At 52.4% G+C, this 25,686-nt stretch carries 27 protein-coding genes; 18 read left to right on the top strand and 9 right to left on the bottom strand.

Going from position 1 to position 25,686, the window contains the following annotated elements; translation table 11 throughout:
• Positions 1-17: 17 nt before the first annotated feature.
• The 4 genes from ABRZ28_RS21695 to ABRZ28_RS21680 all read right to left on the bottom strand — a co-directional run bounded on the left by ABRZ28_RS21695 (position 18) and on the right by ABRZ28_RS21680 (position 2,746).
• Complete coding sequence (locus ABRZ28_RS21695) at positions 18-1,043, bottom strand: helix-turn-helix transcriptional regulator (protein WP_330521524.1); 1,026 nt, start codon at positions 1,041-1,043, stop codon at positions 18-20.
• 39 nt (positions 1,044-1,082) lie between these two features.
• Positions 1,083-1,226 carry a hypothetical protein gene (locus ABRZ28_RS21690; RefSeq protein ID WP_168197563.1) on the bottom strand — a complete coding sequence of 48 codons (144 nt, stop codon included), beginning with the start codon at positions 1,224-1,226 and terminating at the stop codon, positions 1,083-1,085.
• A 549-nt stretch (positions 1,227-1,775) separates the two neighbouring features.
• Entirely contained in the window at positions 1,776-1,982 is a 207-nt protein-coding gene (locus ABRZ28_RS21685; RefSeq protein ID WP_136165127.1) for a helix-turn-helix transcriptional regulator, read from the bottom strand.
• Positions 1,983-2,155: 173 nt separating this feature from the next.
• Complete coding sequence (locus ABRZ28_RS21680; protein WP_330521523.1) at positions 2,156-2,746, bottom strand: inovirus Gp2 family protein; 591 nt, start codon at positions 2,744-2,746, stop codon at positions 2,156-2,158.
• A gap of 1,008 nt (positions 2,747-3,754) precedes the next feature.
• On the opposite strand from ABRZ28_RS21680, the gene ABRZ28_RS21675 reads away from it, so the two are divergent.
• From ABRZ28_RS21675 to vapC, 10 genes are all read left to right on the top strand, one after another.
• Positions 3,755-4,438: a hypothetical protein gene (locus ABRZ28_RS21675; protein ID WP_330521522.1), complete on the top strand. Its 684-nt coding sequence runs from the start codon at positions 3,755-3,757 to the stop codon at positions 4,436-4,438.
• 372 nt (positions 4,439-4,810) lie between these two features.
• Complete coding sequence (locus tag ABRZ28_RS21670) at positions 4,811-5,179, top strand: hypothetical protein (protein ID WP_151243101.1); 369 nt, start codon at positions 4,811-4,813, stop codon at positions 5,177-5,179.
• Between the two features lie 112 nt (positions 5,180-5,291).
• Positions 5,292-5,504 (top strand): hypothetical protein, encoded by a 213-nt coding sequence (locus ABRZ28_RS21665; RefSeq protein WP_136165042.1) that lies wholly within the window; start codon positions 5,292-5,294, stop codon positions 5,502-5,504.
• Between the two features lie 84 nt (positions 5,505-5,588).
• Positions 5,589-6,410: a DUF932 domain-containing protein gene (locus tag ABRZ28_RS21660; protein WP_330521519.1), complete on the top strand. Its 822-nt coding sequence runs from the start codon at positions 5,589-5,591 to the stop codon at positions 6,408-6,410.
• Between the two features lie 58 nt (positions 6,411-6,468).
• The gene (gene radC, locus ABRZ28_RS21655; RefSeq protein ID WP_136165040.1) at positions 6,469-6,942 is read left to right on the top strand and encodes a RadC family protein; all 474 of its coding nucleotides are present in this window, start codon (positions 6,469-6,471) and stop codon (positions 6,940-6,942) included.
• A gap of 61 nt (positions 6,943-7,003) precedes the next feature.
• On the top strand, positions 7,004-7,351 hold the full coding sequence (locus tag ABRZ28_RS21650) for a TA system toxin CbtA family protein (RefSeq protein ID WP_330521517.1): 348 nt from the start codon (positions 7,004-7,006) through the stop codon (positions 7,349-7,351).
• Between the two features lie 95 nt (positions 7,352-7,446).
• Positions 7,447-8,280, top strand: coding sequence for a DUF4942 domain-containing protein (locus tag ABRZ28_RS21645; RefSeq protein WP_136165038.1), 834 nt, complete (start codon positions 7,447-7,449; stop codon positions 8,278-8,280).
• 66 nt (positions 8,281-8,346) lie between these two features.
• Entirely contained in the window at positions 8,347-8,946 is a 600-nt protein-coding gene (locus tag ABRZ28_RS21640; RefSeq protein ID WP_136165037.1) for an AbrB/MazE/SpoVT family DNA-binding domain-containing protein, read from the top strand.
• A gap of 390 nt (positions 8,947-9,336) precedes the next feature.
• Positions 9,337-9,567, top strand: a complete 231-nt coding sequence (vapB, locus tag ABRZ28_RS21635; RefSeq protein ID WP_330521516.1) for a type II toxin-antitoxin system VapB family antitoxin — start codon at positions 9,337-9,339, stop codon at positions 9,565-9,567.
• The gene (gene vapC, locus ABRZ28_RS21630; protein WP_330521515.1) at positions 9,567-9,971 is read left to right on the top strand and encodes a type II toxin-antitoxin system tRNA(fMet)-specific endonuclease VapC; all 405 of its coding nucleotides are present in this window, start codon (positions 9,567-9,569) and stop codon (positions 9,969-9,971) included. The genes vapB and vapC overlap by 1 nt, the downstream gene beginning before the upstream one ends.
• Positions 9,972-10,098: 127 nt before the next feature.
• Here vapC and ABRZ28_RS21625 read toward each other — a convergent pair whose 3' ends face one another.
• Entirely contained in the window at positions 10,099-10,938 is an 840-nt protein-coding gene (locus tag ABRZ28_RS21625) for an MBL fold metallo-hydrolase (RefSeq protein ID WP_330521514.1), read from the bottom strand.
• Positions 10,939-11,111: 173 nt separating this feature from the next.
• On the opposite strand from ABRZ28_RS21625, the gene ABRZ28_RS21620 reads away from it, so the two are divergent.
• Positions 11,112-12,014, top strand: a complete 903-nt coding sequence (locus ABRZ28_RS21620) for a LysR substrate-binding domain-containing protein (protein WP_330521513.1) — start codon at positions 11,112-11,114, stop codon at positions 12,012-12,014.
• A 200-nt stretch (positions 12,015-12,214) separates the two neighbouring features.
• Entirely contained in the window at positions 12,215-12,667 is a 453-nt protein-coding gene (locus ABRZ28_RS21615) for an NUDIX hydrolase (protein ID WP_330521512.1), read from the top strand.
• A gap of 189 nt (positions 12,668-12,856) precedes the next feature.
• Here the strand turns inward: ABRZ28_RS21615 and ABRZ28_RS21610 are convergent, their stop codons facing one another.
• Positions 12,857-13,519: a GntR family transcriptional regulator gene (locus ABRZ28_RS21610; protein WP_330521539.1), complete on the bottom strand. Its 663-nt coding sequence runs from the start codon at positions 13,517-13,519 to the stop codon at positions 12,857-12,859.
• Positions 13,520-13,818: 299 nt separating this feature from the next.
• Here ABRZ28_RS21610 and ABRZ28_RS21605 point away from each other — a divergent pair, with 299 nt between their 5' ends.
• From ABRZ28_RS21605 to ABRZ28_RS21585, 5 genes are read left to right on the top strand one after another with little or no spacing between them, the layout of a single operon-like run.
• A complete protein-coding gene (locus ABRZ28_RS21605; RefSeq protein ID WP_319605867.1) occupies positions 13,819-15,045 on the top strand; it encodes an NRAMP family divalent metal transporter in 1,227 nt (408 codons plus the stop codon).
• 37 nt (positions 15,046-15,082) lie between these two features.
• Positions 15,083-15,853, top strand: a complete 771-nt coding sequence (locus ABRZ28_RS21600; RefSeq protein ID WP_330521511.1) for a LamB/YcsF family protein — start codon at positions 15,083-15,085, stop codon at positions 15,851-15,853.
• Positions 15,853-16,659, top strand: coding sequence for a putative hydro-lyase (locus ABRZ28_RS21595; RefSeq protein WP_330521510.1), 807 nt, complete (start codon positions 15,853-15,855; stop codon positions 16,657-16,659). Before ABRZ28_RS21600 ends, ABRZ28_RS21595 begins: the two co-directional genes overlap by 1 nt.
• A gap of 9 nt (positions 16,660-16,668) precedes the next feature.
• Entirely contained in the window at positions 16,669-18,282 is a 1,614-nt protein-coding gene (locus ABRZ28_RS21590) for a 5-oxoprolinase subunit B/C family protein (protein WP_330521509.1), read from the top strand.
• A complete protein-coding gene (locus ABRZ28_RS21585) occupies positions 18,279-20,015 on the top strand; it encodes an acetyl/propionyl/methylcrotonyl-CoA carboxylase subunit alpha (RefSeq protein ID WP_330521508.1) in 1,737 nt (578 codons plus the stop codon). The genes ABRZ28_RS21590 and ABRZ28_RS21585 overlap by 4 nt, the downstream gene beginning before the upstream one ends.
• A gap of 130 nt (positions 20,016-20,145) precedes the next feature.
• Here the strand turns inward: ABRZ28_RS21585 and ABRZ28_RS21580 are convergent, their stop codons facing one another.
• Positions 20,146-21,582, bottom strand: a complete 1,437-nt coding sequence (locus ABRZ28_RS21580; RefSeq protein ID WP_442878739.1) for an EmmdR/YeeO family multidrug/toxin efflux MATE transporter — start codon at positions 21,580-21,582, stop codon at positions 20,146-20,148.
• A gap of 229 nt (positions 21,583-21,811) precedes the next feature.
• A complete protein-coding gene (locus tag ABRZ28_RS21575; RefSeq protein ID WP_319605861.1) occupies positions 21,812-22,147 on the bottom strand; it encodes a FlxA-like family protein in 336 nt (111 codons plus the stop codon).
• A gap of 381 nt (positions 22,148-22,528) precedes the next feature.
• On the opposite strand from ABRZ28_RS21575, the gene ABRZ28_RS21570 reads away from it, so the two are divergent.
• A complete protein-coding gene (locus ABRZ28_RS21570; protein ID WP_330521506.1) occupies positions 22,529-24,121 on the top strand; it encodes a methyl-accepting chemotaxis protein in 1,593 nt (530 codons plus the stop codon).
• Between the two features lie 119 nt (positions 24,122-24,240).
• Here the strand turns inward: ABRZ28_RS21570 and ABRZ28_RS21565 are convergent, their stop codons facing one another.
• Positions 24,241-25,278, bottom strand: a complete 1,038-nt coding sequence (locus ABRZ28_RS21565; protein WP_330521505.1) for a CAP-Gly protein — start codon at positions 25,276-25,278, stop codon at positions 24,241-24,243.
• Positions 25,279-25,686: the final 408 nt, after the last annotated feature.

Genomic DNA, 25,686 nt, shown 5'->3' with positions numbered 1-25,686 from the left:
ATAGATGCGTTTGCTTATTATCTTGCTAATGAACCGTATGCCTGTTTTTCATACATCTGTCTCATTCTCTCCATCTTCTCCTTAATCTCCTCCACCCAAACCCCAGGCTCATATACCCGGATGTTCTCGTTCAGTCCGAAGATCCACCACAGCGTTTCCTGATCCAGCGGTACGAGGGCTCGCAGTCGATACCAATCGCTGCCCGGCAGTGCCTCCAGACTTTGCTGATAGCTAAGTGGTGTTTCACGCAGCAGCCAGGCGGTCTGCGGATGAACATCGGCAATCAACTCCACCTCTCGTTCACTCTGCCGCGAGGCAAAAGCACCGGACTCGATATAGCTGTCAATATCAAAACCGTCCGGTTCACAGGCTGACTCGTCCAGCGTATCTGCCTGTTGGATGCGGTGCAGGGCAAACTGACGTAAATCGTTATAACCATCAACGGTGCCGACCAGATAACTTATTGAATGGCGAGCCACCAATCCGACAGGGTGGACACGTAAGCTTTTGGACTCGCCTTTACTACGGCTAAGATAAAGAATCTGTAACTGGCGCTTTTCCATCAGCGCGGTGGAAACCTGTTCCCAAATATCCACATCTACTTCTGCGGGATACAACGTTTTGCCATTAGGTAATGCGCGCACGCGTTCTGCCCAGTGTGTTTGCTGTCCCTGTAATTGCTGCCGCGCCATTGAAAAATAAGGTTCCAGCAGACGGAGTACGCTGGGTGGCAACAACTTTTCCAGATAATTTTCAGCAAAAACGAAAGCCAGTACAGTAGGGGTATCTAGCACGGGAAAATCGAACCGAGGCGTGTCCTGGCGGAAACTCCAACGGAATGGACGCGTCCTCTCATCACAAAGCAAGGGGAAATCCAGGCTAAGCCGTCCGCCTAGATCTCGCTGCAAGGTACGTAAATCGATCTCAAACTTCAGATCTTTAAGTTTTTGTAGCAACTCGGTAGTCAAAAGATACCTCGGTTCGCGAGGTATCAGGCGCAAGATCGCCAGGTGCCTAAATAGTCTGTCTTTGGGATCGGACATAGCGCTATACTCAATCAATTGATGATACTTGCCGCATATTCACGCGGCTTTGGCCGTATTCGCAGAACTATTGCGGGTACGTTCGCGTATCAGTTCTTTTTTTAATTCATCGGTGGCATAGCTGTTTTTCATCATCCAGGCACCAATCAGCAAACCGGTTGCAAAATAGATAAGCTCTTTCATATAGAACTCCTTAATGTCAGCAGGGAAACGTCTTGAGCAGCATTCTCCAGCCATCACGCGACATTCTGTGTCGCTTTTTGGGATTTTTTATGCTTTACCGGCAATCATCGCTACGGACGACATAAGCTTGTTTATCCAGAAGTGCAGATGATGTTTTAGCTTTGAGGTAGACCATCCTTATATATCGGCGAATTGACGAGAAAACTATGATCGCTTTTACAAATCAATTATTTGTTATTAATCGTTAATTCCGATCGAATATGCATTGTTAGTTGTTCTGGTAAGGCGTTGAAAGGCAATGCCATGATAGATGAGGCAGTAACTAAAATAGATAAAAGGAACAACGGTCTGCTTGTGGAAACAGGCGGGACTGTATATGTATGTTCAGCATTGCTGATTCCAGGCGCGTAAAGATGATTCGTAGCCGGGAATAATTTAGCGCAATCGCTGTGCCTGGCTGTATTCGGATAGCCGGACAATTGACTGATGGCTATCAGTACCGCGTAACGTGGTGAGGAAAAATAAAGATGGTGATGAATATTGAAGTCATTATTTTCGGGATTCAGAAATACGAAAAAGTACCCAGTTCTCTACTTCGCTTTTTAGCCAGCGCGAGCTTCTGCCCATTTTTATTGGTTTAGGAAATGCACCGTCCTGAATTAACTTGTAGAACCATTTATCCGTCAGGCCTGTGAACTGGGTAATAAAGGCCATATCAACCATTCGGTCATCAAGTACATTCATTGATGTGTTCATCATGACAATCTCCTGTATTTCAATTGGAATAAGGAGTCGGTCACCATGGGCTAAACGCGCAGGTGACATACTCCGTCAGGAGATAAAAAAAGATTGTAAAATTTAATTGGCCGATAATACGAATGGCAGGGAGTAGTGGTCTCCTCCACACCATCCATATATCGGTCAATCTGTTAATATTGGCTACAGCCAAATGAACGTTCGCCATCACCGTATTGTTTCGTGCGCTCTTTGGCTAAATAGTTGGTTCGTGATTTTAGCCGCATGGACTGCTGGAAAAAATGGGGGCTGTTTCTTTCCAGCCAATAGCAGGGATTCTCGGGGAAATGTGCCAGCGTGGCATATTGTGGATGATCTAAATGCAGAGCGCTACACCATGCCTGTTTTATTAAGGCAGCCAGAGAACCTTTCGTAACCTGATAATCACCTAAAGAGCACCAAGTATCTTTATTGAACAGTAATATGGCGTGGTAATGCTTTTTGGTTTCTTCCCGGTTAAATTCTCTGACCCAGACATAACGTAGCGTACAAGGATGCGCTCGTTTTCCTAATCGTCGTTGGTTATTGATATATGATTCAATCCTGGTTTTTAGTGAATCTGTAAATCGGGATATTACCGCCGAATCAGTAGCAGCAGGGTTATCCGATAAACGTAAATCCACACGTACCGCTAATGTTCTGGGATGTTCATGTAGTGCTTTTCCAAGAGTTTCTTCAATGCGTTTTAAATAGGTTGCATTATAACCTTGACTTGAGTTTCTCATTGATAATTTCCTCTGGGGTGTTATGCATATCCAGAGGAAAAGAGGTAAAAAATAATGAGGAAGGATAAGTTTTACTGGTTATGGCCTTCGCTAAACATTTTTAATGATATTGTCCTCTTGAAACACTTCATATATCTAAGCCACAAATTCATCTATTGAATGGCCTTTTCTTACTTATATATATTAACCAATCCGACATGAAATGTTGAATAAATAGCATGATTATATTGTGTCTGTACTGTTTGTTATATTAATGATTCTGAGCTTCTTACTCCGGAGTTAATGTTTTAACGTGATACATATGTTTATAGTTACAAGGCGATGATATGCGATAAGTATAATCAGATATGATGTATATCATAAATGCCTGGTTTCCATGTGAGGTTACATACAAAAAAATACATGTCTAATGCCTTTGTTAGTTAATAAAAATAAATGAAAATTCACTAAAGAATAATTCATTCATTAGGATGGTTTTGCTTACTGTTCTACTTATGCACCGTTCTCCAAATGCTCACTACTGCGTGTATGCTATACCTTCTACCCTATGTTAGACCAAAGTCAAGGTCATTGATTGCCATTTTTAGATGCCAAATGGTTAATAGAAATGACAATAATAGCAATATAGCCATTGAAATTAAATTTAACATATTGATTTAATTGTTATTTTTTGCTAGCTTTATCTATGTTTTATCCTTAAAAAATCTTACTTTTTTATCAAAAAAAACAGTATTTTTTCTATGAAAAAACATATTTTTTATGTAAAGTGTATTTTTATTTAAAAGTTGGGATGAAAATCGGTATGAATAGAAAAGAAAATAAAGAAATAAAAAGAAAGATGGACTACTTAGCTTCATTTACGCTTTGTGACACTGATGAGAATAGAATCGAGGTTTTAAAAAAATAGTTTTGGATTGCGATATTTTAATTATCAGGAAAATATCCTTAATCTTAAATATAAAGCAGAGTTATAATGTTGGTTATGGTGTGATTGATAACCGAATTGTTATGGCTAATGATGTTTCTAATCATCTCTACAAAAAATACGAAAATGAATCTTTTGTTTTTTTAAAGAAAGTTATTTCTGAGGCAGAAGATAAAAATTTTTCTGTAAAAAATCTCTTTTGGTTAAAAAAAGATAAAGAGGCATGTTATTATTTCTGGGTTTCCGTGATTAATTTGTCATGGGGTGATGCATTTCATTCTAAAAAGAACGATGTTTTTTATACCATACTCCCTAATGAATATTATAATAAATATGTAGTTGATGTGCTGGATATATTCTTTTCCTCACCTGTTCATAATGATAGATACATGGTCATTGAGAGATTTTTTAGTTCTTTACCTATGCACGTAAAGGATGCTGAAAATATTTTTAAAGAGATCTGTGAGAGATACAATAAAAACAAAGAGAACTGTTCCTTGGTAATAAATAAAGATATTTTGATGAGAGACGATAATGCGGTCTTATTTTTTCTTGGCTATCTTCAAAAGAAAGGGATGGTAAAAGGTAGAGGGTTTATTCCAGTAAATAGTTTAGATAATAAGTTGGCTTTAAATTCTCATCTTTATATAGAAAGTTCAAACTTGAATTTTTTTAAAAACCTTGTTCAAAACATGAGAAAAGCATGGTCACAGAAGAAGAATTATAAAAATAAAACAATAACAAAAAAAATACATCAAAAAAAATAACTTTCACCTTGATGAATCCAGTGAAGAAATGATCTCTTTTATTTCTAAAAAGTTAGGCATCAGTTCGGATGACGTTTTGGATAAATTAATAAGTGTCCTTTATCAACAATTAAAGGATTCATCGAAATAATAAATATATATTACCTTTCTGATGGCAATTGCAATAAGTTTTTTTGTTTTTCCATGTAAAACTTAAATATCTAATTTGTAATCACTATCTATCTTTGGAAGTACTTCATGGAAACAAAATAACACTTATCATTTCGGTACTTCTGTATTGTACAGTCTATAGGTGCTTTTGATTTTCTCTTGGCGCATTAATTTTTTAAATAAAACATTATATTGTTTTTATATCGGAAAAAGGAGTGAGGTATGAATCATGCAAAATGGTTATTACCCGTTTTATCAATGTTAGTGACCGGAATGGCGACGGCGACTGAAACGTCAGTGCCAATAAAATTAATGGCCTATAACAATATTCATCCGGCGGGAACCCGTTATGTTAATGTCGTTGTAACAGCCAGAACTGATACGATCCGCATTAATAATATCAGCGTTAACCGGGGTAACTGCCGTATTGGAAACCTGAAATACTTTGGCTCTAGTAATAAAGAGACGATTATCCCGGCGACTCTCCGCTATGGCGAATCCGTCAAGGTGCCATTTTACAATAATTGCATTGCCTCGGAGGTTGAAGTGTTAACCGATAAAGGCGGATGGACATTCACTTTTGACGAATAGCCTTTATGTATGTAATCGCGCCAGATAAATGAGTGAAATCCTTTCCTGATATATCCAAACACTCTGATTCATCTGATATCCGGATGACGATTTCCGGTTGAGGAGTAGTTTTATGGCATTTGTAAAAATGCTGGTTACGGCGCTGGGAAATGTAGTTGCCTGGTGCTCCAGTATCCAGGCGCAACGTTTTGTGACCGAGCGCTTCCAGCAGGCCTGTTGTAGTGAAGAAGAGATCGAAGCAGCCCGCGAGGCTGCTTTTTTATTGATGAGTGTCCTGACCGGCGCTCTGATGGATTTTATTCTACGTGCCATCTTTCCGTCCTGATTTTTATTATCTCTCCATACTCTCTTTCATTTTATTAATCGCTCCGTGCCGGGAATATTTTTCCGGTACGGGCAGGAGGACGTTATGCCCCATTTGGCTTCCCGCTTCGGCGCAGTAAATTTGATCCGACGCGACCGACCACTGACGCACGATGAACTGGCCCGCTATGTCCCCAGTGTATTCAGTGAGGACAAGCACGGATCTCGCAGTGAACGGTACACTTATATTCCCACGATTACGTTACTAAATAACCTGCAACACGAGGGGTTTCAGCCATTCTTTGCCTGTCAAACTCGTGTCCGTGATCCGAAAAAACGCGGGCACACCAAGCACATGTTGCGTCTGCGCCGTGAAGGGCAGATAACCGGCCAGCAGGTGCCGGAAATCATTTTGCTGAACAGTCATGACGGCTCAAGCAGTTACCAGATGTTGCCGGGATTATTCAGATCGGTTTGTCAGAATGGTTTGATTTGCGGTGAGTCCTTCGGCGAAGTTCGTGTGCCGCATAAAGGCGATGTGGCCGGCAGGGTAATTGAAGGCGCTTACGAGGTGCTGGATACCTTTGAGCGTATCGACGAAAAGCGTGACGCCATGCAGTCGTTGATATTGCCGCCACCGGCGCAGCAGGCGCTGGCAAAAACGGCATTGACGTACCGCTTTGGCGAAAAGCATCATCCGGTGACGGAAGCGCAGATTCTGGCTCCCCGACGCTGGCAGGATGAGCATAATGATCTGTGGACCACATATCAGCGTATTCAGGAAAATTTGATAAAAGGCGGATTAACAGGCCGGACGACGCAAGGCAAACGCGCCATAACCCGTGCGGTAAAAGGTATTGATGGCGATATCAAACTCAACCGGGCGCTGTGGGTACTGGCTGAAAATATGCTGCAACTGGCATCCTGAATCCGGCTTTTCTCCTGCTTTTTCGCTCTGTATCCATCACCTAATCAAGGAATCATCCATGTCATATAGTCAATTGGCAGACCGCGTTGCGTCCAGAGAACAGCGCATTATCCGTCAGGCGCTCTCCCTGCTGGAAAAGCGCGTGCGTAAAAATGCGCGTCAGTTCAGAACGTCAGACGACACCAAAAACTGGCTGATGCTGGAGCTCAGCGGTCTGGAGCGTGAAGTGTTTATGGTGTTGTATCTGGATAACCAGCATCGCCTGATAGCAAAGGAGATCACCGCGCTGGGCACCATCAATAATACCGAAGTGCATCCGCGCGAAATCCTCAAGTCGGCATTGCACCATAATGCCGCCGCAGTGATCGTGGCGCATAACCATCCGTCCGGCTACGCCGAACCCAGTCAGGCCGATCGGCATATTACCGACAGGCTGAAAGAGGCGCTGTCACAGCTTGACGTGCGGGTACTTGACCATCTGGTGATCGGCGGCACCGATGTGGTGTCGTTTGCCGAACGCGGCTGGCTGTAACGTCACGATACTTTTCACCAACATTCCCCCCTGTTTTATCTCTCCTATATAAGGAAAAATCATGTCTGACAACTCCATACCGGTACCCGGCGTGCCGGGTAATAGCGTATTGCCGCCGGTTAACATCTGGCAGCGGTTATTGAGCTATCTGCTGGAAAAACACTACGGGCTGACGCTTAACGACACGCCGTTCTGTGAAGAAAAAGTGATCCAGGAGCATATCGACGCCGGTATCTCGCTGTCCGATGCCCTGAACTTTATGGTGGAAAAATATGAGTTGGGGCGCACCGACAGACGAGGTTTCTCCTGGCTGGAGCAGTCGCCGTTTATTACGGCGGTGGATATTCTCCGTGCCAGACGCGCCACGGGGTTAATGCAAGCTGCTAAAGATTGCGAGCCGCTTTTCTGAATTGCCTGCCTGAACTTTCTTCTTCCCTTCCCCGTTGCATAATGCGCCTGCCACTTCCGGCAGGCGCGTTTGCTTTTATGTACGGAATACAAACTATGCAAACTGAACCCGAGGTATTAACCGAACACACCGATCTGATGTGCTCGACCAGCATTGAGCGCATCGTCGCCGGGCGTGACGCTGCCCTGCAACAGATAGAACAGCTTATTCATCAGTTACAGGCGATTTCCCAGCTTACGGCCACCATCGGCGGCGGCAACGTTGAAGACTGGGCGCTGAAGCAGGGACATCGTTATGACTGCTGGCTGACGGAATCGCCGGACAAGGCGATTCAGGCCATCACCCGCACGCTGGATCGCAATATCTGGCGCGACCTGATGCTCAAGTCCGGCATGCTGTCGCTGATGGACGCCGAAGCCCGCAGCCAGTGGCACAAGAATCTGGACGAGGGCGAACTGCCGCCGATCAGTGAAGAAAATATCCTGACTACCTTTGAACAGCTTCACCAGAGCAAGCAGGAGGTGTTCGAGCGCGGGGTGATTAACGTGTTCAAAGGGTTATCATGGGACTACAAAACCAACCATCCCTGTTACTTTGGCAAGAAAATCATTATCAGCAATCTGGTGGAGCATCACCGTTGGGGCTTTGGCTTAAACTGGGGCTGGCGACGCGATCAACTGGCCGATCTGGAGCGTATTCTGTATCTGCTGGATGGCAAACCTATTCCCGATAACCGTGCCGATATCACCATTCGGCTCATGGATCATATCCGCGATAATCCGCATCAACAGGCTTACGAAGATGAGTTCTTCAGCATTCGTTATTTTCAGAAAGGCACAGGGCATCTTACCTTTAAACGTCCCGACCTGATCGATCAGATGAACGACATTATCGCAAAACATTATCCGGGGATGTTGGCGTCGAGGTGATTCTCTACAAGCCACAAACGATACGGTTCTTTTCCCCTTCCCTCTTATTTTTCAGGAAACTACTTAATGAATACGTCACTTTCTGTTGAAGGTGGGCTTTACCATGTTCAACATATTACCGATGCACTACAAGAAAACTGGCTTCTACTTTGTCGTGATGTCACACAAGCCCACCATCTTATTCGCCAAAAGCCGGAAACTACCGGATACCATAATCTGACAATCTGCGAAATGTCAGGGAATACGCCTCTACGGTACGATGACAGCTTAATTGGTCTTGGCGTGATTGCTTTTAATGGATGTAGTGCTTTGCAGTTGGCAGGTGAACCATTCGTGTTGCACCGTTTACGCCGCACAATAGATCGCTATTCATGCCATACATACGGTCACCCTTACAATTTCCTGGTTCAGGTGACATTTCTGCTGGCACTACATCACTGCCCAAACGCATGGAAAATCAAAACTAACGTCCCCATCAATCAATGGAGGCAGGCTATGGAGTGGATTGCCAAATATCTAGGTTCATCCGTATCGACATCTGATACACCAGAAAATAATATTCAAAATCGGGAGAATTGGGATAGCTGGTTTAACGGTCAAAATGTAACACTGGACTTCATGCCGGAATGCGATCTACCTGAAGAACAAACCAGAGACGATCACTAATACCCAGGCGATGCCGGTTTACTCTCTCAATATCTTAAATTCAACGCAAAACAATATGTTGGTATAAATGTTGGTATAAAATTTATCGAACACAATTTATCCATTTAAATTCAATGTAATAGATTATATGTTCGAATCCTGTAGGGTTACCGAATTCAATCAAACCCCGTTATATCCATTGATATCACAAGAATTTTCTGTCAATTAGATCCATCGAGGTCAACCCACCGCAACGCATATCAAATCGATACAGGGAGTTGCAATGGAAACTCCGTGGATGTTGGCGGCAAGGTGATTAAGGCCAACGATACAACCTTCGTATATCCCATTGACATATCCCAATAACGTTTTATGCTAGTGATAGAACAAAATTTATCCACGGAGGTTACCATGGAGAAAACAACGGTATTCAAAAGCAATCGCAGCCAGGCGGTACGACTCCCTAAAGCCGTTGCACTGCCTGATGATGTGAAACATGTCGACATCGTCGCTATTGGCCGCACGCGTATTATCACTCCCGCAGGCGAAAGCTGGGATAGTTGGTTTGATGGGGCTGAGGTAACATCTGATTTCATGAGTAGCAGGGAACAACCTGATGAACAAATCAGGGAAGATTTCTGATGCTTAAATATCTGCTTGATACCAATATCTGTATTTACACCATAAAGAACAAACCGCAGGAAGTCAGGGACGCTTTCCAACGCTATTATGGGCAATTTGCGATCAGTTCTATCACGCTGATGGAACTAATCTATGGCGCGGAGAAATCGGTTAATCCGGAAAAGAATCTGGCAGTGATTGAAGGTTTTTCTGCGCGTCTGGAAGTACAAACCTATGGCGTTGAGGCTGCCGTTCATACTGGCCAGATTCGCGCAGAACTGGCAAAAAAAGGAACGCCCATCGGTCCGTATGATGCCATGCTGGCAGGACACGCTCGTTCAGCAGGCTTGATACTGGTTACAAATAATATTCGCGAGTTTGAACGCGTGCCTGGACTACGGGTAGAAAACTGGGTCAACCCATAAGCCATATTTTCCCCTCACTCAAACCGGATAGAATCCATGACCTTATGCAGCTAATCATCCGCAAAAATCAGCCAGAAAGGTTTGGGGGCCACTAGATGATACGGGGCTAATTCAAATCCTGTAGCGCTCAATTTTCGTCAGCTATTTTATAGGCCTTACCTGCCCTCTCGATACGTGCGAATCCGAGTTCGCCAAGGTGCATGCCAGCGATAAGAGTCTGGTCCGCGCTGACGATATCCAATAATTTTGAACGAGTATCGGCGGCAAGCGTCGGGTCTTGGTCAAATGCGATCGATACGTCGGGACGAGCAATCTGAACTTGAGGTAAATGAACGATATCCCCCCAAATCAGCAGGCTACGATTATCGGACTCGAGGCGATAACCCGAATGCCCTGCGGTATGCCCCGGCAGGGGAACCGCACTGACGCCGGGAAGGACTTCGTTATCAGTAAACGTGCGTATCTTATCCCGATACTTATCGAACACATTGCGGGCAAACAGAAAGTTTCCGCGAGCGCGCTCACTCGCCCGGCTGAGATTACCGTCATCCTGCCAGAAAGAAACCTCCCGCTGGTGGACGACTAACTCTGAATCGGGGAAGGCCGCTTTTCCTGACGAATCAAGCAGCCCCCCGATATGGTCGGGATGCGCGTGCGTCAGAAGAATCGTGTCAATGTCGGAGGGGCGTACGCCGGCAAGCGCGAGATTTGCTTGTAGCTTGCCGCCCCACTGTTTAAATCCCCCTGCCCCTGCGTCAATCAGAATCGTGCGGCCATGGCCGCGCACCAGGTAGCAATTGATGTGAATAGAAGAGGGATCGTTTACACCCGCGCCTTGCTGTAACTCGGACGCATCCGTCGGATCAATATTGGAGAGCAAATCCAGACTGGCAGAGAGGTATCCATCATCGATCGCCGTGATCGAAAACGCGCCAATCTGCTGGACTGAAAATTTCATGTTATTCATCGCCCTATTTCTTCCCGATAATCAGGCGACCCTATGCTTGCGCGTCCGGACGCCTTTGTTGATGTCATATCATGGTATGAGCGCTAAACGCGCATAGAAATCGATTTTTCGGTATGCTTCAGTGACAAAATATCAAGCTAAGTCGGATATCCAAATCCGTATCAGGAGCGCCCATGCGCCGGAAGATCCCCAGCAATACTTCACTGATGGCATTCGAGGCCGCGGCTCGTCATGGCAGTTTCGCTCGCGCCGCGAATGAACTGTCTCTAACCGAAGGCGCTATCAGCCGTCAGATTGGCCGTCTGGAAGCATTGCTCGGCGTTATGCTGTTCGAGCGAATCGGAAATCGCGTCCGGCTCCTGCCTAACGGGGAGCGCTATGCGGGGCAAGTTCGTGAAATGCTTGATCGACTGGATCGGGACAGTCAGTACCTGATGGGGCAGCCGAGCGATGGCGCGAACCTGGACATTGCCGCCATCCCGACTTTCGCGCTGCGCTGGCTCATTCCTCGCCTGTCACGATTCCGGCATAAGCATCCGAACATCACGGTGCATCTCGCCGAGCGCATGGAACCCTTCGTGCTGGCCGAAAGCGGATTCGATGCGGCAATCCATTTCGAACATCCGGCCTGGACGGGAATGCGGACGCATCCCCTGCTGAATGAAGTGCTGGTTCCGGTTTGCCATCCTGATCTTGTCAGCGACGGCGAAGGGATAAACACATTAGATACGCTGCCGCGCCTGCATCGACGACAGAACCCTGAAGCCTGGCAACGCTACGCCCAGGAGACGGGGATCTCGCTGACCAATCCTGCGATTGGCGCGCGCTACGATCTTCATGCCATGTTGATCGAAGCGGCACTGGCCGGCCTTGGCGTGGCGTTAGTGCCGTGCCTCTACGTTGAAACCGAACTTGCGCAAGGCCGGTTGGTTGCGCCGTGGCCAGAGGGAAAAACCATCGCCAAAACATTCTGCCTCATCCTGCCTGAGCCGCTCGGATTAAGCGGGAAGCCAATACAAGTGTTTGCTCAATGGATAATAGAAGAAGCAAAACAGACGACGGCGGTTGGGTCGTAGGGAATTTCCTTTCTCCATTTTATCGGACAGACGAGCCACGCTGCCGTCCGATGTGTGCCCTCGCGCAAAACAGGATATAATGCATTATCCTCTGCCGCCAGGTTGAGCGGATTAATCCTGCTAAGAACAATTATAAAAAAAATCAAATCGCAGCAAAGTGCAATGACAGCCATTTTTTAATCATAAAGGTAAATATATTTATGCGTGAGCCAAAACAGGTATTAATCGTTCCTTATTCAATTGATAAGAATGAGTTGTATTTATATATACTGAAACGAAGAGATATGGATTATTGGCAATGGGTTGCAGGAGGAGTAGAGGAAAATGAAACTATATTAAGCGCTGCAATTCGTGAGTCATCTGAAGAGTTAGGGGTCATACTTAAAGATTCAAGCTTTACCCAGCTTGAATCTGTGTGTTCTATTCCTCGCTGCTATTTCAGAAGTGATGAGGCGTGGAATGATGATTTTTATACCGTTACTGAATATGCCTTTGCCGTGAGGCTATCTGCAAATTCAACAATAAACCTTAGTGATGAGCACACAGAGTTTAATATCATTAAATATTCGGATTTAAGTAAATATAACACATGGGATAGTAATAGAACGGCGGCATGGGAACTAAAACAAAGAATGTTAAGGGGAAGACTTTAAAATTTTATTAGAGACGTAAGTAAATTCTGCTCTGCCGCTGTGATTGTCGTTTTTCATAAAGACGGGCGGCAGCGCTGGCTTTAGCCATGCTCCCCCGACTTGCCCACATTGTTCATCGCCAAATAACCATATATTGCTATTTGGCGCAGCGATGTTCGCGTTCGGATGTTTGTTAATTTTTCCGCAACGCTATTTCATTCCCCGCGCCCAGGCGGCCAGCAAGGTGCGCTCCGACTGCACCAGATAGTTTTCCATCGCCTGCGCCGCTTGCTGTCCTTGACCGGATTCGATCAACTGTAGAATTTGGTCGTTCATATCGATATAGGGCGCATGCAGGAATTCGGCGTCGCGCAGCAGACCGAACGCCAGACGCAATTCGGCCAGCAGATGGCCAAAAAAGGTATTCAGCCGCTCGCTGTCGGCCAATTCGACAACCGCGGCATGGAACGTCATATTGGCGGTACCCACGCCAAGCCAGTCCTGCGCCTCCCGGCAGTTGCGGGCGGCGGCGATGGCCTCGGCGATATGCTGAATGGCCGGATGACCGGGCCAGGCTTGCGCCAGCGCCTGACATTCGATAAAGCGTCTGACGCGATAGATATCGATAATGGACGCCATGCTGGGCGTCGCGACGAAGACGCCGCGATTCGGCTCATGACGCAGCAGCCCTTCCTGGGTCAGGACGCGAAAGGCCTCGCGCAGCGTGTTGCGCGAAATCGCCAAATCGTCGCTCAGCGCCGCTTCCGACAGCCGCTGACCGGGCTGAAGTTCGCCCTCAACCAGCATACGCCGGATTTCCTGCGTCACTTTTTCCCCCAACGGGCGGGTATCCTCAGGTAATTCTTTCTTCATCATCCATCCATTGCCTGCAATCCGGCGCGGCGAACGTCCTGCCGGTGGCTGCGATCATCTCCGAGTTACTCATCACCCGTCAAGCAAATGGTGTACCGGCCCGTTGCCGATGCCGCGAATGCACCACGAAAGTGCATTATGCGACTACAATGAACGGTATGGGGTCAATCCATCGCCCGTCCGGGCATTATTGTTGAACAAAACAATTCATATAAGCCAACAACTTACCTCCAGTCACCCTACTCTGGCACAGCTATTGCATTTTTTATCGTTAAACATCCCCACCAGGAGTGCGCATTATGTCAACCCAGGTAACCAGCGATTTCGCTAAAAAGCGCCGAGCTTCGCTAATCGCGGCGATATTTCTGATGGCCACCTCGGCCATCGGCCCCGGATTCATCACGCAGACCGCCACCTTTACCGCCAACATGGGCGCCGCATTCGCCTTCGGTATCCTCGCCTCAATTCTGATCGACTTCGTCGTCCAGCTAAATGTCTGGCGCATCGTGACGCTGACCGGCATGCGCGCTTCCGATATCGCCAACGCTACGCTGCCAGGCAGCGGTTACCTGCTGGCGGTGCTGGTGATTTTCGGCGGTCTGGTGTTCAATATCGGCAATATCGCCGGCGCCGGCCTCGGGCTGGACGCCATGCTCGGCCTGCCGCCGAAATGGGGCGGCGCGTTGAGCGCCATTATCGCCATCGGCATCTTTATCTCACGCCGCGCCGGCGTCGCGGTCGACCGTATTATGATCGTGCTCGGACTGCTGATGATCGGTTTGACGCTGTTCGTCGCCTTCGCCTCCAACCCGCCGCTGGGCGAGGCGCTGCGCCAAACCGTCTGGCCGGATCACGTCAACTTCGCCACGATCACCACGATCGTCGGCGGCACGGTCGGCGGCTATATCACCTATGCCGGCGCCCACCGACTGCTGGATAAAGGCGCCACCGGCGCGGAGCATATCAACGAAGTATCCAAAGCCGCGCTGCACGGCATCATGGTGACCGGGGTAATGCGCTATATTCTGTTCCTCGCCATTCTCGGCGTGGTGGCCAGCGGCGTGATCATCGATACCTCCGGCCAGGGCGCCAACCCGGCCGCTCAGGCATTCCAAGCCGCGGCCGGCGAATTCGGTCTGCGCGCGTTCGGCCTGATCCTGTGGGCCGCAGGCATCACCAGCGTCATCGGCGCCGCCTACACCTCAATCTCATTTGTTACCGTATTCAAACCCAAAATCACCGAACGGGGACGCAATCAGGCGACGGTGATCTTTATCACGTTTTCCCTGCTGGTTTATCTGCTGCTCGGCACGCCGCCGGCGGCGCTGCTGGTGTTCGCCGGCGGATTCAACGGGCTGATTCTGCCCATCGGGCTGACGCTGTTCATGTACGTCGGCTGGCGACGCAGCGACCTGATGGGCGGCCACCATTATTCACGCTGGCTGCTGCTGATCGGCGCCATTACCTGTGTACTGACCTGGTATATGGCAGTCAAATCCATCGGTCCGATCTTCGCTTTCCTTTAATGAATATGATAACGGAGCCTGATACGAGGACGCTTATATGACGACTATCGATTTAAACAGCGACCTGGGCGAGAGTTTCGGCCAGTGGAAAATGGGCGATGACGACGCCATGCTCGACATCGTCACCAGCGCCAACGTCGCCTGTGGTTTTCACGCCGGCGATCCGGCCGGCATTCTGCGCACGCTGCGCGCCGCCGGACAGCGCGGCGTAGCGGTCGGCGCGCACGTCGGTTATCCGGATTTGGCGGGCTTCGGCCGCCGCAATATGGATATCGCCAGCGCCGACCTGACCGCCGGCGTGATATATCAAATCGGCGCGCTGAAAGGCCTGGCGACCTCCGCCGGCGCCACGGTGAGCTACGTCAAGCCGCACGGCGCGCTCTATAACACCATCGCCGGCGACCGGCGTCAGGCGCTCGACGTGATTCAGGCGATCCTCGAAATCGACGCCAGCCTGGTGCTGGTATGCCTCGCCGGCTCCCCGCTGCTCGACCTGGCGCGCGAAAAAGGCCTGACTACCGTGGCCGAAGCCTTCGCCGATCGCGCCTACACCGCCGAAGGCGCGCTGGTTTCCCGCCGTCTGCCCGGTTCCGTACTGCATGACGCCGCAGACGTGGCGCAACGCATGCTCCGGCTGGTGGAAGACGGCGTGGTCGAAGCCATCGACGGTACGCTGACGCCGGTTCAGGCCGACTCGATTTGCGTACATGGCGACAGCCCGGGCGCGCTGGAGATGGCGCGCCAGGTGCGTCTCGCGCTGGAAAAGGCCGGCGTCGCGCTTCGTCCCTTTACCGCTCAGGAGGATTAATGGATACGTTAGAACAAGCCAAACGCCAGACGATTGAAGCCGCCCGCGCCGCTCGCGCCCGTTACCGCGACGGGCTGGTCGAACCTACCGCCGGGGTCGCGCCCGGCATGACGCAGGCCAATATGATCGCGTTGCCGCGCGAATGGGCCTACGATTTTCTGCTGTACGCCCAACGCAATCCGCGCGCCTGTCCGGTGCTGGACGTCAGCGATCCCGGCAGCCACACCACCATTCTGGCGGAAGGCGCCGATCTGCGCCGCGATTTTCCGCTCTACCGCCTCTGGCGCGACGGCAAGCTGGTGGAAGAAGTCAGCGACGCCAGCGCCCTATGGCAAGAACATCCCGATTTGGTCACCTTCCTGATCGGTTGCAGCTTCACTTTCGAAACGGCGCTACAGGAAGCGGAGATCGAGGTGCGCCATATCGCCGACGGCAGCAATGTGCCGATGTACCGCACTAACCGCCAGTGTCGCCCGGCGGGCCGGCTGCACGGCGAGATGGTGGTCTCCATGCGGCCGATCCCGGCGGACCGGGTGGCGGACGCCGCGACGATCTCCGGCCGATTTCCGGCGGTGCATGGCGCGCCGGTGCATATCGGCGCGCCGGAGCAGTTGGGCATCGCCGATCTGGCGCGCCCCGATTTCGGCGACGCGGTGCGCATAGAACCCGGCGAGCTGCCGGTATTCTGGGCCTGTGGCGTCACCCCGCAGGCGGCGGTGATGGCGTCCGGCGTACCTTTCGCCATCACGCATGCGCCGGGACATATGTTTATCACCGATGTGCCCGACAGCACCTGGCATGTCTAGGAGTCGCCCTTGCGTTTTTTACCCGTTAACCTGAACGCGATTCTGGTCGAACTCGACGATCTAAACGAAACGCTGGCCCTGTTCGGGGCGCTGCAAAGCGACCCGATCGCCGGTGTGGAGGAGATTATTCCCGCCGCCCGCACCCTGCTGATCTATTTTCGGCCGGAAGCCGTCCGGCGCGATGAACTGATCGCCGATATCGCCAGCCGCGATGTCAGCCGGCGCACCGAGCGCGCCAGCCAACTGATTAAAATTCCGGTGCATTACAACGGCGAGGATCTGGCCGACGTCGCGCAAGGACTCGGCATCAGCGTCGATGAACTGATCCGGCGTCATACCGGGAGCGACTACAGCGTGGCGTTCACCGGGTTCGCGCCCGGGTTCGCCTACCTGACCGGCGGCGCCGAATTCCGCGTACCGCGCCGCGCGACGCCGCGCACCAAAATCCCGGCGGGCGCCGTGGCGCTGGCCGGCGAATTCAGCGGCATCTATCCGCAGGCCAGCCCCGGCGGCTGGCAAATCCTCGGCGTGACCCCGCTGAAAATGTGGGATCTTTCGCGCGAGCAACCGGCGCTGCTACAGCCCGGCTATCGCGTGCGTTTCTACGACGCCGGCCCGCAGCCGGACAGCCCGCCGGCCGACGAACCGGCCGCGCCGTCCGCCGATGCGCCGCAGGGGAAAGATGCGCTGGAGATTGTTTCGCCCGGCCTGCAAAGTCTGCTCCAGGATCTTGGCCGACCGGGCCTGACCGGCCAGGGCGTGTCCGCCTCCGGCGCGTTGGATCGCGGCGCGTTGCGGGCCGCCAACCGCGCAGTGGGCAACCCGATCGGCAGCGCCTGCATCGAGATCCTGCACGGCGGGCTGAGTCTTGTCTGCCGCGGTCGGGCGCTGGCGGCGGTCACCGGCGCCCGCATGCCGCTCAGCCTGACGACCCGCGACGGCGCATCGCTGCCGGCCGAGGCCTGGCGCCCGCTCTTGCTGGAAGACGGCGACCGTCTGACGCTGGGCGCCGCGCAGCAGGGGTTGCGCGGTTATCTGGCGGTGCGCGGCGGCTTCGCCGTCGATCCGGTGCTCGGCAGCCTGTCGCGCGATACCCTGGCGCAGCTCGGCCCGCAACCGCTGAGCGCCGGCGACCAACTGGCTATCGGCAGCGTAGGCGCGCGGCGCGCGGTATCGCTCAGAGAAGAACCGGCCGACGATCTGCCGACCAGCCAACAGGTCGTCACCCTCGACGTCGTTATGGGGCCGCGCAGCGACTGGTTTACCGAGCAAGCCCTTCATCTACTGGCCAGCCAGCTGTGGCTGGTTACGCCGCAGTCAAACCGGGTGGGCATCCGGCTGAGCGGCGAACAACCGCTGACGCGCAGCAACCAGAGCGAGCTGCCCAGCGAAGGCACCTCGCCCGGCGCGATTCAGGTGCCGGCCAGCGGTCAGCCGGTGCTGTTCCTTGCCGATCATCCGCTGACCGGCGGCTATCCGGTAATCGGCGCGGTCGCCAGCTACCATCTGGATCTGGCCGGCCAGATCCCGCCGGGCGCCCGCATTCGCTTTAATCCGATAACCACGTTTTGCGAACTGGATGATACTCAGCCGCATCCGAACGATCAGAAGAAGACGCTATGAAAAAAGTTCTTATCGCCAATCGCGGCGAAATCGCCGTTCGTATCGCCCGCGCCTGTCGCGATTATGGTTTACAGTCGGTGGCCGTGTACGCCGACGCCGATATCGACGCGCTGCACGTACGCTGCGCCGACGAAGCCTGGGGACTGGACGGCCAGCGTCCGGCCGATACCTATCTGGCTATCGACAAACTGCTTGCCATCGCTAAACGCAGCGGCTGCGACGCCGTCCATCCCGGCTACGGCTTTCTGTCCGAACGCGCCGAGTTCGCCCAGGCCGTCATCGATGCCGGTCTGACCTGGATCGGCCCCGATCCGGCGACCATTGAAGCCTTGGGCGATAAGGTGCAGGCGCGCAAGATCGCTCAGCGCGTCGGCGCGCCGCTGGTGTCCGGCACCGCCGAACCGGTAGACAACGCCGAACAGGTGCTGGCCTTCGCCGAACAGGTCGGTCTGCCGATCGCCATTAAGGCCGCTTTCGGCGGCGGCGGTCGGGGACTCAAGGTCGCCTGGCGGATGGATGAAGCGGCCGAGCTGTATAAGTCGGCGGTGCGCGAAGCGACCGCGGCGTTCGGGCGCGGCGAATGTTTTCTGGAGAAGTTTCTCGACCGGCCGCGCCATATCGAGGCGCAGATTTTAGGCGATCGCGCGGGCAATATCGTGGTGGTGGGTACCCGTGATTGTTCACTGCAACGGCGCAATCAAAAATTGATCGAAGAAGCGCCGGCGCCGTTCCTGAACGACGAACAGCGCCAGCGCATACATCAGGCGGCTCGCGATATCTGCGCCGAAGCGGGCTATGTCGGCGCCGGCACGGTGGAGTTTCTGCTTAGCGCGGACGGCACGCTCTCTTTCCTTGAAGTCAATACCCGCCTCCAGGTCGAACACCCGGTGACCGAAGAAACCACCGGCGTCGATCTGGTGGTCGAACAGTTGCGCATCGCCGAAGGCCTGCCGTTGTCATTCAGCGCCACGCCGACGCCGCGCGGCCACAGCATCGAGTTTCGCATCAACGCCGAGGACGCGGGCAAGGGCTTCCTGCCGGCGCCGGGCGCGATCACGGAATTTCAGCCGCCCTCCGGCCCCGGCATCCGACTGGATACCGGCGTCGCGCGCGGGTCGCTGGTACCCGGCGCCTTCGACTCCATGATGGCTAAGCTGATTGTTACCGGCGCCACCCGCGAACAGGCCATCGCGCGCGCGCGTCGCGCCCTGCGCGAGTTCAGCATCGACGGCGTGGCCAGCGTGCTGCCGTTTCATCAGGCGGTATTAGCCCAGGCCGATTTCACCGGCGAACAGGGTTTTCGCGTCCACACCCGCTGGATCGAAACGGATTTCGCCGGGCTGGCGGATATCGCGCCGCGCACCGTGCCGCCCGCCGGTACGGAACTGCTGCGCAGCACGATCGAAATAGACGGTCGCCGCTGTACGCTCGGCCTGCCCGCCGCGCTGCTGCGCAATCTCGGTTCTCTGCCCGCATCGGCGGAAAGCGCAGCGCCGCAGGATAGCCAGCCGGAGTCGGACGATCGACTGTGCGCCCCGCTGTCCGGAAATCTGCATGCCTGGCTGGTCGAGGACGGCGCGCTGGTGCAGGCGGGCGATCCGCTGGCGGTGATGGAAGCGATGAAAATGGAAACGCAGATCGTCGCTCCGCGCGCCGGCCGACTGTCTCAGTCGGCTAACGCCGGCGACCTGCTGGACGCCGGCGCCGAACTGGGCCGCATTACGGCTGAGTAGTCCAGCATTGCACAGGCAAATCGGCGGCGGAGGGTTAGCATGCCGCTGATTTGCCATAAACCGTTGCCGACCCTCCCGCAGACGCGACATGTCGATGTTAAATCAATCCCACAACGCCAAAATCACAGCCTCAGCGCGTCTCGTCCTGATGCTTCACCCGGGGATATTTCCATAGCCAGCGTCCGCTGACCATGCGCCAGTAGAAAAACGCGCCGCGCACCGCCCAGTCGAGGAACATGCCGAGCCAGATCCCCACCACGCCCATACCCAACACGATGCCCAGCGTATAACCCGCCACCACGCGGCAGCCCCACATGCCCAGCATGGAGACCCACATGGCAAAGCGCGCATCGCGCGCGCCCTTCAACCCGGCGGGCAATACCCAGGATACGGCCCAGATCGGCATGAACAACGCGTTCAGCCAGATGAGGATCACCACGACGTGTTTCACGTCCGGCTCCTGGGTGTAGAAGGAGGCGAACAGCCCGGCGAACGGCGCCGTACACCAGGCGATCAGCGTCAGGCCGATGGTCGACAGCCAGAAAATATGACGCAATTGGCGCTCGGCCTGCGCGATTTGCCCCTTGCCGAGACGCTGGCCGACAATAATGGTCGCCGTCGAACCCAGCGCGTTGCCCGGCAGGTTAATCAACGAACAGACGGAAAAAGCGATAAAATTACCGGCGATGACGTTAGTCCCCATGCCGGCGACGAACATTTGCGTCAGCAACTTGCCGCCGTTAAACAACACGGATTCGATGCTGGCCGGGATGCCGATGCCCAACACCTCGGCGAGAATATTGAACTTCAGCGGGGTCAGATAGCTTTTCAACGTGATGTGCAGCGCCGGATTGAAGCCGATCATCAGCACATAAATAATGCCCAGCGCGCCGATATAACGTGAAATGGTCAGCCCCAGACCGGCGCCGATAAAACCCAGCCCTTCCCAGGAGCCGAGACCATAGATCAACAGGCTGCTAATCACGATATTGAGGATATTCATGCCGCCGTTGATCAGCAGCGGGATTTTGGTGTTGCCGGCGCCGCGCAGCGCGCCGCTGCCGATTAACGCGATGGCCGCCGCCGGGTAGCTCCATACCGTGGTTTGCAGATAAGAGAGCGCCAGCCTTTTCACCTCGGGTTCGGCCTGGCCGGCAATGAGATTAATGATTTGCTCGCCCGCCAGATGGATGCTCAGCGCCAGCACCAGCGCGACGATCGTCATCAGCACCAGCGATTGGCGCGTCGCGTCGCGCGCCCGCCGCCGATCCCGCTTGCCGAGGCTGAACGCCACCACCACCGTCGTGCCGAGATCGACGGCGGCGAAGAAAGCGATGATCACCATGTTGAAACTATCGGCCAGTCCCACGCCCGCCATCGCGGCCTTACCCAGCCAGCTAACCAGAAAGGTGCTAAGCACCCCCATCAGCAGTACGCAGGCATTTTCCAGCATGATAGGCACGGCCAGCGGCGTAATTTCGCGCCAGAACAGCACCCGGTAGCTTTTTCTATTGGTGTACCAGTGCGTCCGAACCACGCGCTGGCGTAACGCCGCATATAAGTCCAATACAGACCTGCAAAAAGGAAAGTAAACCACGGTTTAAATCATGGGTTATCAACGGTTATCCTGCAAAGGATTTTTTGCTCGCGTCGACATGAAAAGACAACAATCTGTTACGAACGTCGGGTCGAAGAGGCGGCGACTTGCGCGCCGGACGATTGACGGCCATTGCGCAGCGCCGTCACGCGCGAAGCGTTGGCGCCCGCAATGGCGATCAAACCTTTACGCGGAGCGCCTAGATGTAAACGTTGACTCGATTGGCGGCCGTCGGGCGATTAATGCCGTCGGCAGGCGGCGTTTCGCTCCCGCTCTGCGCATCGCTCCCGGCATGATAGGCTGACCTGTCGCGCCCGCTCTGTAGCCCGTCCAGCTGTTGTTGCAGCGATTCAATCTGCGCTTGCAGCATTTTGGCCTGAAGTTGCATGGCCTCATCCTCGCCGGCGTTGCCGGAAGACCGCTGATCGGAGGACTCTCTGGATAATGCCGGTAAACGGGCAATCCGTTGTACGTTATCCTGGCTGCTGAGCGCCGCGCCAGATGGAACTGAAGAGATTGCATTAAGCGTAACCATGTTCTTTCCTCCGTTCATCCGCCCTGTCAAGGGCTTGATAATGAGTATAGAACAGTGGCCGGCGCACAGGATTTAGTACTTTGTCTGAAAAAACGCCGCGCGGACTCTCGGATATTTTCAAACTACGCCGGCCGGCGGCCCGCTCACCGCCGGAAAAAGGGCCAACGGCCAGTGCGGGAAAACCAATGCAACATATCTATTGAGATTAAAACGCGCAGAATAAATTTATTCATTTAAATTCAAATCGCTACCTCAATATTCTTCTTTCTGGCTCGAGGCCAATCATCAATTTAATTAACTAAAGTTATTCCGCCGAACGTCGATGAAATAATCACCCGTACTCCATCGCGTTTTCATTCTCACGTCCAGGCAGGAGTTACCATGTTAAAAACATTATCTATCCGTTCTGGGTTATTGATTTTATTGACGTTAATGGCTTTCTTATTACTTAGCGTCAGCGCAATAGGCATTATCGCCATCAATAAGAGCTATCAATCGCTGCATGCCGTAAATCTGACTCAGGGAATTCAGTTGGGCAATCTGGCCAGCAGTAATACCAATATGCAGCGAATTCGCGTTGCCGCCTCGCTGGCGGTACGCAACATGGAAGTGAATAAACCTGAAGATGCCGCCGCCGCGGCGGGACGTTCGGCGCAATATGCCAATGCGGCGCAAGAAGATCTACAGCGTTTTTTCGCCGCGGCGAAAGGAACCGGACAGGGGGAAGCGCTGGCGAATGAAATTAACCAGGCCTATCAGGACTATTTTGCGCAAGGTATTCAACCCATGCTGGATGCGCTGAATAAACAGGATAGTCAGACATATTACTGGTTAATTGAAAACCGTCTGCGTTCGTTGGGGACAAAATTCGATACCGCCAATAAAACGTTTTTTGAATATGCGCAAAAAACCGGGCTGGAACAGTTGGAAACCGCCGCCAATGACAAAAAACTGATGCTGCTGATGATCGGATTATGTTGCCTGCTGACATTTGCGCTGATCCTCCTCGCCTGGGTGGTGTTGCGAAAACTATTGCTCACGCCGCTCAATACCGCTATCCATCATCTGGAATACGTGTCTGTCGGTGATTTAACGCAAGAAGTTCCCGCGTCCGGCCGCAATGAGCTGGGACGACTCAACGCCGCTTTACAGACAATGCAGCAATCGCTTGCCGAATCTGTGATACGCGTCCGGGATGCCTGCATACAAATTGATGTCGGCAGCCGCGAGCTGGCATCAGGCAACGAAGATCTCTCTCGTCGTACGGAAATTTCCGCCTCCTCGCTGGAGCAGACAGCCGCCAGTATGGAACAGTTGACCGCTACCGTCAGACACAATGCGGATAATGCCGAACAAGGCCATGAGCTCGCCGAAAACGTCGCCAAGATCGCCAAACAAGGTAATAAGGTGGTACGAGACGCGATGGATAAAATGAAAGACATTTCTCAAAGCGCCAATAGTATCGCCGGCATTCTTAGCGTCATTGACGGCATCGCATTCCAGACCAATATTCTGGCGTTGAATGCGGCCGTGGAAGCCGCCCGGGCCGGCGAACAAGGTCGGGGATTCGCCGTGGTCGCCAATGAAGTCAGAACATTGGCGCAGCGCAGCGCTCAGGCGGCGAAAGAGATTCACGCGCTGATCGCCGACTCCAACCGGCATGTGAACGAAGGCTCGCAGCTCACGGCGAAAGCTGACGAAACCATGTCCGCCATTGCAGAGCAAATCACCAATATCAATGTTCTGATGAAAGAAATCGCCAATGCGTCGAAAGAACAAAGCCACGGCATCGATCAAGTCAATGTCGCGGTTAATCAGATGGAGGATGTCGCCCAGCAAAACTCGGCTTTAGTGCAAGAGTCCGCAACGGCAACCCGTTCCCTCGAAGAGCAATCCCGTCAGTTAGTCATGGCCATGGCGGCGTTTAAGGTCGATGCCCGGTCGGATACGCCGTTGGGCATTAGCCAGGCCTGATCGCATCATTTGCAAGCGCCGCCGGTTGCGTATTTGACCGGCCGCCCGTCATAAAAAGCGCCGCCTGTTGACATAAAAACAGGCGGCGCTCGGTCTGCGTTGTTAATTAGCGATCAATATTACTTGGCGCAGAAACGTTTATCGCAGGTTTTAACGCCCCACAGTCCAGCCAGCGCACTGACGATCGCGCCAATCAGCAAAGCGAAGAATGACCACAGCGCGGCGTGGGCCAGAGCGGACGCAGCGGCAGCCGCTTCCTCGCGCGCTTTCTGTTTCAGGTCAGCATATTGCTGTTTAGCCTGTTCGATATTGGCCTGAACGTCATTCAACCGTTGATTGACCACCTGAACGCTCTTGTCTTTGGCCGCAATCAGATTATCAACGGTTTTGTTGACTTCATCCTGCGTCATGTTGGTGTTTTCGGACAGCGCTTTGGTTACGCTGGCGCGATCGACATCTTTCGATAACGCTTCACCGCGTTTTTTCAGCTTGTCGGTCAGGCTCTGAATAATCGCATCGCTGTTGGACGGGTTAAGCGCAATTTCTTTTACCGCTTCGGTAATTTCATTTTTCGCGCCTTCCAACTGCGTTTGCATATACTCCGGCTGCAACGAGGCGATATTACTCTTACGCAAAGCCGCCGCGACGTCGTTGCTTACCGTTTCCGGTTGCATCTTAGTATCCAGATTAAGATTATCGAATGCCTGACCGCCCATATTGGCAAGCCCCTGCAAACCGCCGCCGACGGCGGAACCCACGCCGGAAATGGCGTTGCCGGTCAGTGACGCCACCGACCCCAACGCATTACCGGTGGCTTTCATCGCGCCGCCCAGCACCGCGGTGCCGAGAACCGCGGCGACGATCAACGCCGTGGCCCAAACCAGGAAACCATGAATCAAGCCGTCCATCGCGGCCAGGCGGCCGGCAATAAACGCCCCTGCGGCCAGACTGATGATGATGGAAATGGCGGACCAAACCAGGACGGTGCTCCCGGCGCCGTTAACCGGATTATCGGACAGCGGATCCACCATCGAGAATCCCAGACTGGTACCCAGCGTAGACAGCAATAACGACACCGCCAATACCGTTATTACCCCGCCAATAATGCTCCCCCACGATATTTTTTTTGCCACATGCAGTTCATTCATAACGCTCATACCCAAAAACTCCTTTGATGCCGCCTATGTTTAACAGCCAGCATGTTGTGAAACAACAAAACATTAAATCAACTAAAGTATAGTCGTGATTTAAAAAACAAGATGAGGAAAAAAAGAGATAAAAACGCTATCTGTTATAATACGGAAAAAATAAATAAAATATTATTAATCAATATTTTAAATTAAAATGATTTTATTTTTCAGCAGGCCGTTTGCTTTTTAATAATCACAAACGTTAATAGAGCGGCAAAGAAACAATTACATTAATTAATATAACGTACGGGAAGTGATGAAAGACGGTTGTTTGACGGAACGACGGCGATTGAAAACGGCGGCGCGTTTTGCTAACGTGCGGATGGCGTGATCGACGCCTCCTCGTCCGCGGAAAGGGCTGCGCCCATGATCGAT

Source organism: Brenneria sp. g21c3 (genome assembly GCF_040240345.1).
GTDB lineage: Bacteria > Pseudomonadota > Gammaproteobacteria > Enterobacterales > Enterobacteriaceae > Brenneria.
This window is presented reverse-complemented; position numbering and strand designations above follow the sequence as displayed.

Coding starts and splice junctions, on each gene's coding strand:
- ABRZ28_RS21585 (WP_330521508.1), top strand. CDS start 18,279: ATGAAAAAAGTTCTTATCGCCAATCGCGGCGAAATCGCCGTTCGTATC.
- ABRZ28_RS21610 (WP_330521539.1), bottom strand. CDS start 13,519: ATGAAGAAAGAATTACCTGAGGATACCCGCCCGTTGGGGGAAAAAGTG.
- ABRZ28_RS21685 (WP_136165127.1), bottom strand. CDS start 1,982: ATGAACACATCAATGAATGTACTTGATGACCGAATGGTTGATATGGCC.
- ABRZ28_RS21690 (WP_168197563.1), bottom strand. CDS start 1,226: ATGAAAGAGCTTATCTATTTTGCAACCGGTTTGCTGATTGGTGCCTGG.
- ABRZ28_RS21650 (WP_330521517.1), top strand. CDS start 7,004: ATGTCTGACAACTCCATACCGGTACCCGGCGTGCCGGGTAATAGCGTA.
- ABRZ28_RS21600 (WP_330521511.1), top strand. CDS start 15,083: ATGACGACTATCGATTTAAACAGCGACCTGGGCGAGAGTTTCGGCCAG.
- ABRZ28_RS21595 (WP_330521510.1), top strand. CDS start 15,853: ATGGATACGTTAGAACAAGCCAAACGCCAGACGATTGAAGCCGCCCGC.
- ABRZ28_RS21625 (WP_330521514.1), bottom strand. CDS start 10,938: ATGAATAACATGAAATTTTCAGTCCAGCAGATTGGCGCGTTTTCGATC.
- vapC (WP_330521515.1), top strand. CDS start 9,567: ATGCTTAAATATCTGCTTGATACCAATATCTGTATTTACACCATAAAG.
- vapB (WP_330521516.1), top strand. CDS start 9,337: ATGGAGAAAACAACGGTATTCAAAAGCAATCGCAGCCAGGCGGTACGA.
- ABRZ28_RS21695 (WP_330521524.1), bottom strand. CDS start 1,043: ATGTCCGATCCCAAAGACAGACTATTTAGGCACCTGGCGATCTTGCGC.
- ABRZ28_RS21615 (WP_330521512.1), top strand. CDS start 12,215: ATGCGTGAGCCAAAACAGGTATTAATCGTTCCTTATTCAATTGATAAG.
- ABRZ28_RS21675 (WP_330521522.1), top strand. CDS start 3,755: ATGGCTAATGATGTTTCTAATCATCTCTACAAAAAATACGAAAATGAA.
- ABRZ28_RS21645 (WP_136165038.1), top strand. CDS start 7,447: ATGCAAACTGAACCCGAGGTATTAACCGAACACACCGATCTGATGTGC.
- ABRZ28_RS21665 (WP_136165042.1), top strand. CDS start 5,292: ATGGCATTTGTAAAAATGCTGGTTACGGCGCTGGGAAATGTAGTTGCC.
- ABRZ28_RS21575 (WP_319605861.1), bottom strand. CDS start 22,147: ATGGTTACGCTTAATGCAATCTCTTCAGTTCCATCTGGCGCGGCGCTC.
- ABRZ28_RS21660 (WP_330521519.1), top strand. CDS start 5,589: ATGCCCCATTTGGCTTCCCGCTTCGGCGCAGTAAATTTGATCCGACGC.
- ABRZ28_RS21680 (WP_330521523.1), bottom strand. CDS start 2,746: ATGAGAAACTCAAGTCAAGGTTATAATGCAACCTATTTAAAACGCATT.
- ABRZ28_RS21570 (WP_330521506.1), top strand. CDS start 22,529: ATGTTAAAAACATTATCTATCCGTTCTGGGTTATTGATTTTATTGACG.
- ABRZ28_RS21670 (WP_151243101.1), top strand. CDS start 4,811: ATGAATCATGCAAAATGGTTATTACCCGTTTTATCAATGTTAGTGACC.
- radC (WP_136165040.1), top strand. CDS start 6,469: ATGTCATATAGTCAATTGGCAGACCGCGTTGCGTCCAGAGAACAGCGC.
- ABRZ28_RS21605 (WP_319605867.1), top strand. CDS start 13,819: ATGTCAACCCAGGTAACCAGCGATTTCGCTAAAAAGCGCCGAGCTTCG.
- ABRZ28_RS21640 (WP_136165037.1), top strand. CDS start 8,347: ATGAATACGTCACTTTCTGTTGAAGGTGGGCTTTACCATGTTCAACAT.
- ABRZ28_RS21620 (WP_330521513.1), top strand. CDS start 11,112: ATGCGCCGGAAGATCCCCAGCAATACTTCACTGATGGCATTCGAGGCC.
- ABRZ28_RS21565 (WP_330521505.1), bottom strand. CDS start 25,278: ATGAGCGTTATGAATGAACTGCATGTGGCAAAAAAAATATCGTGGGGG.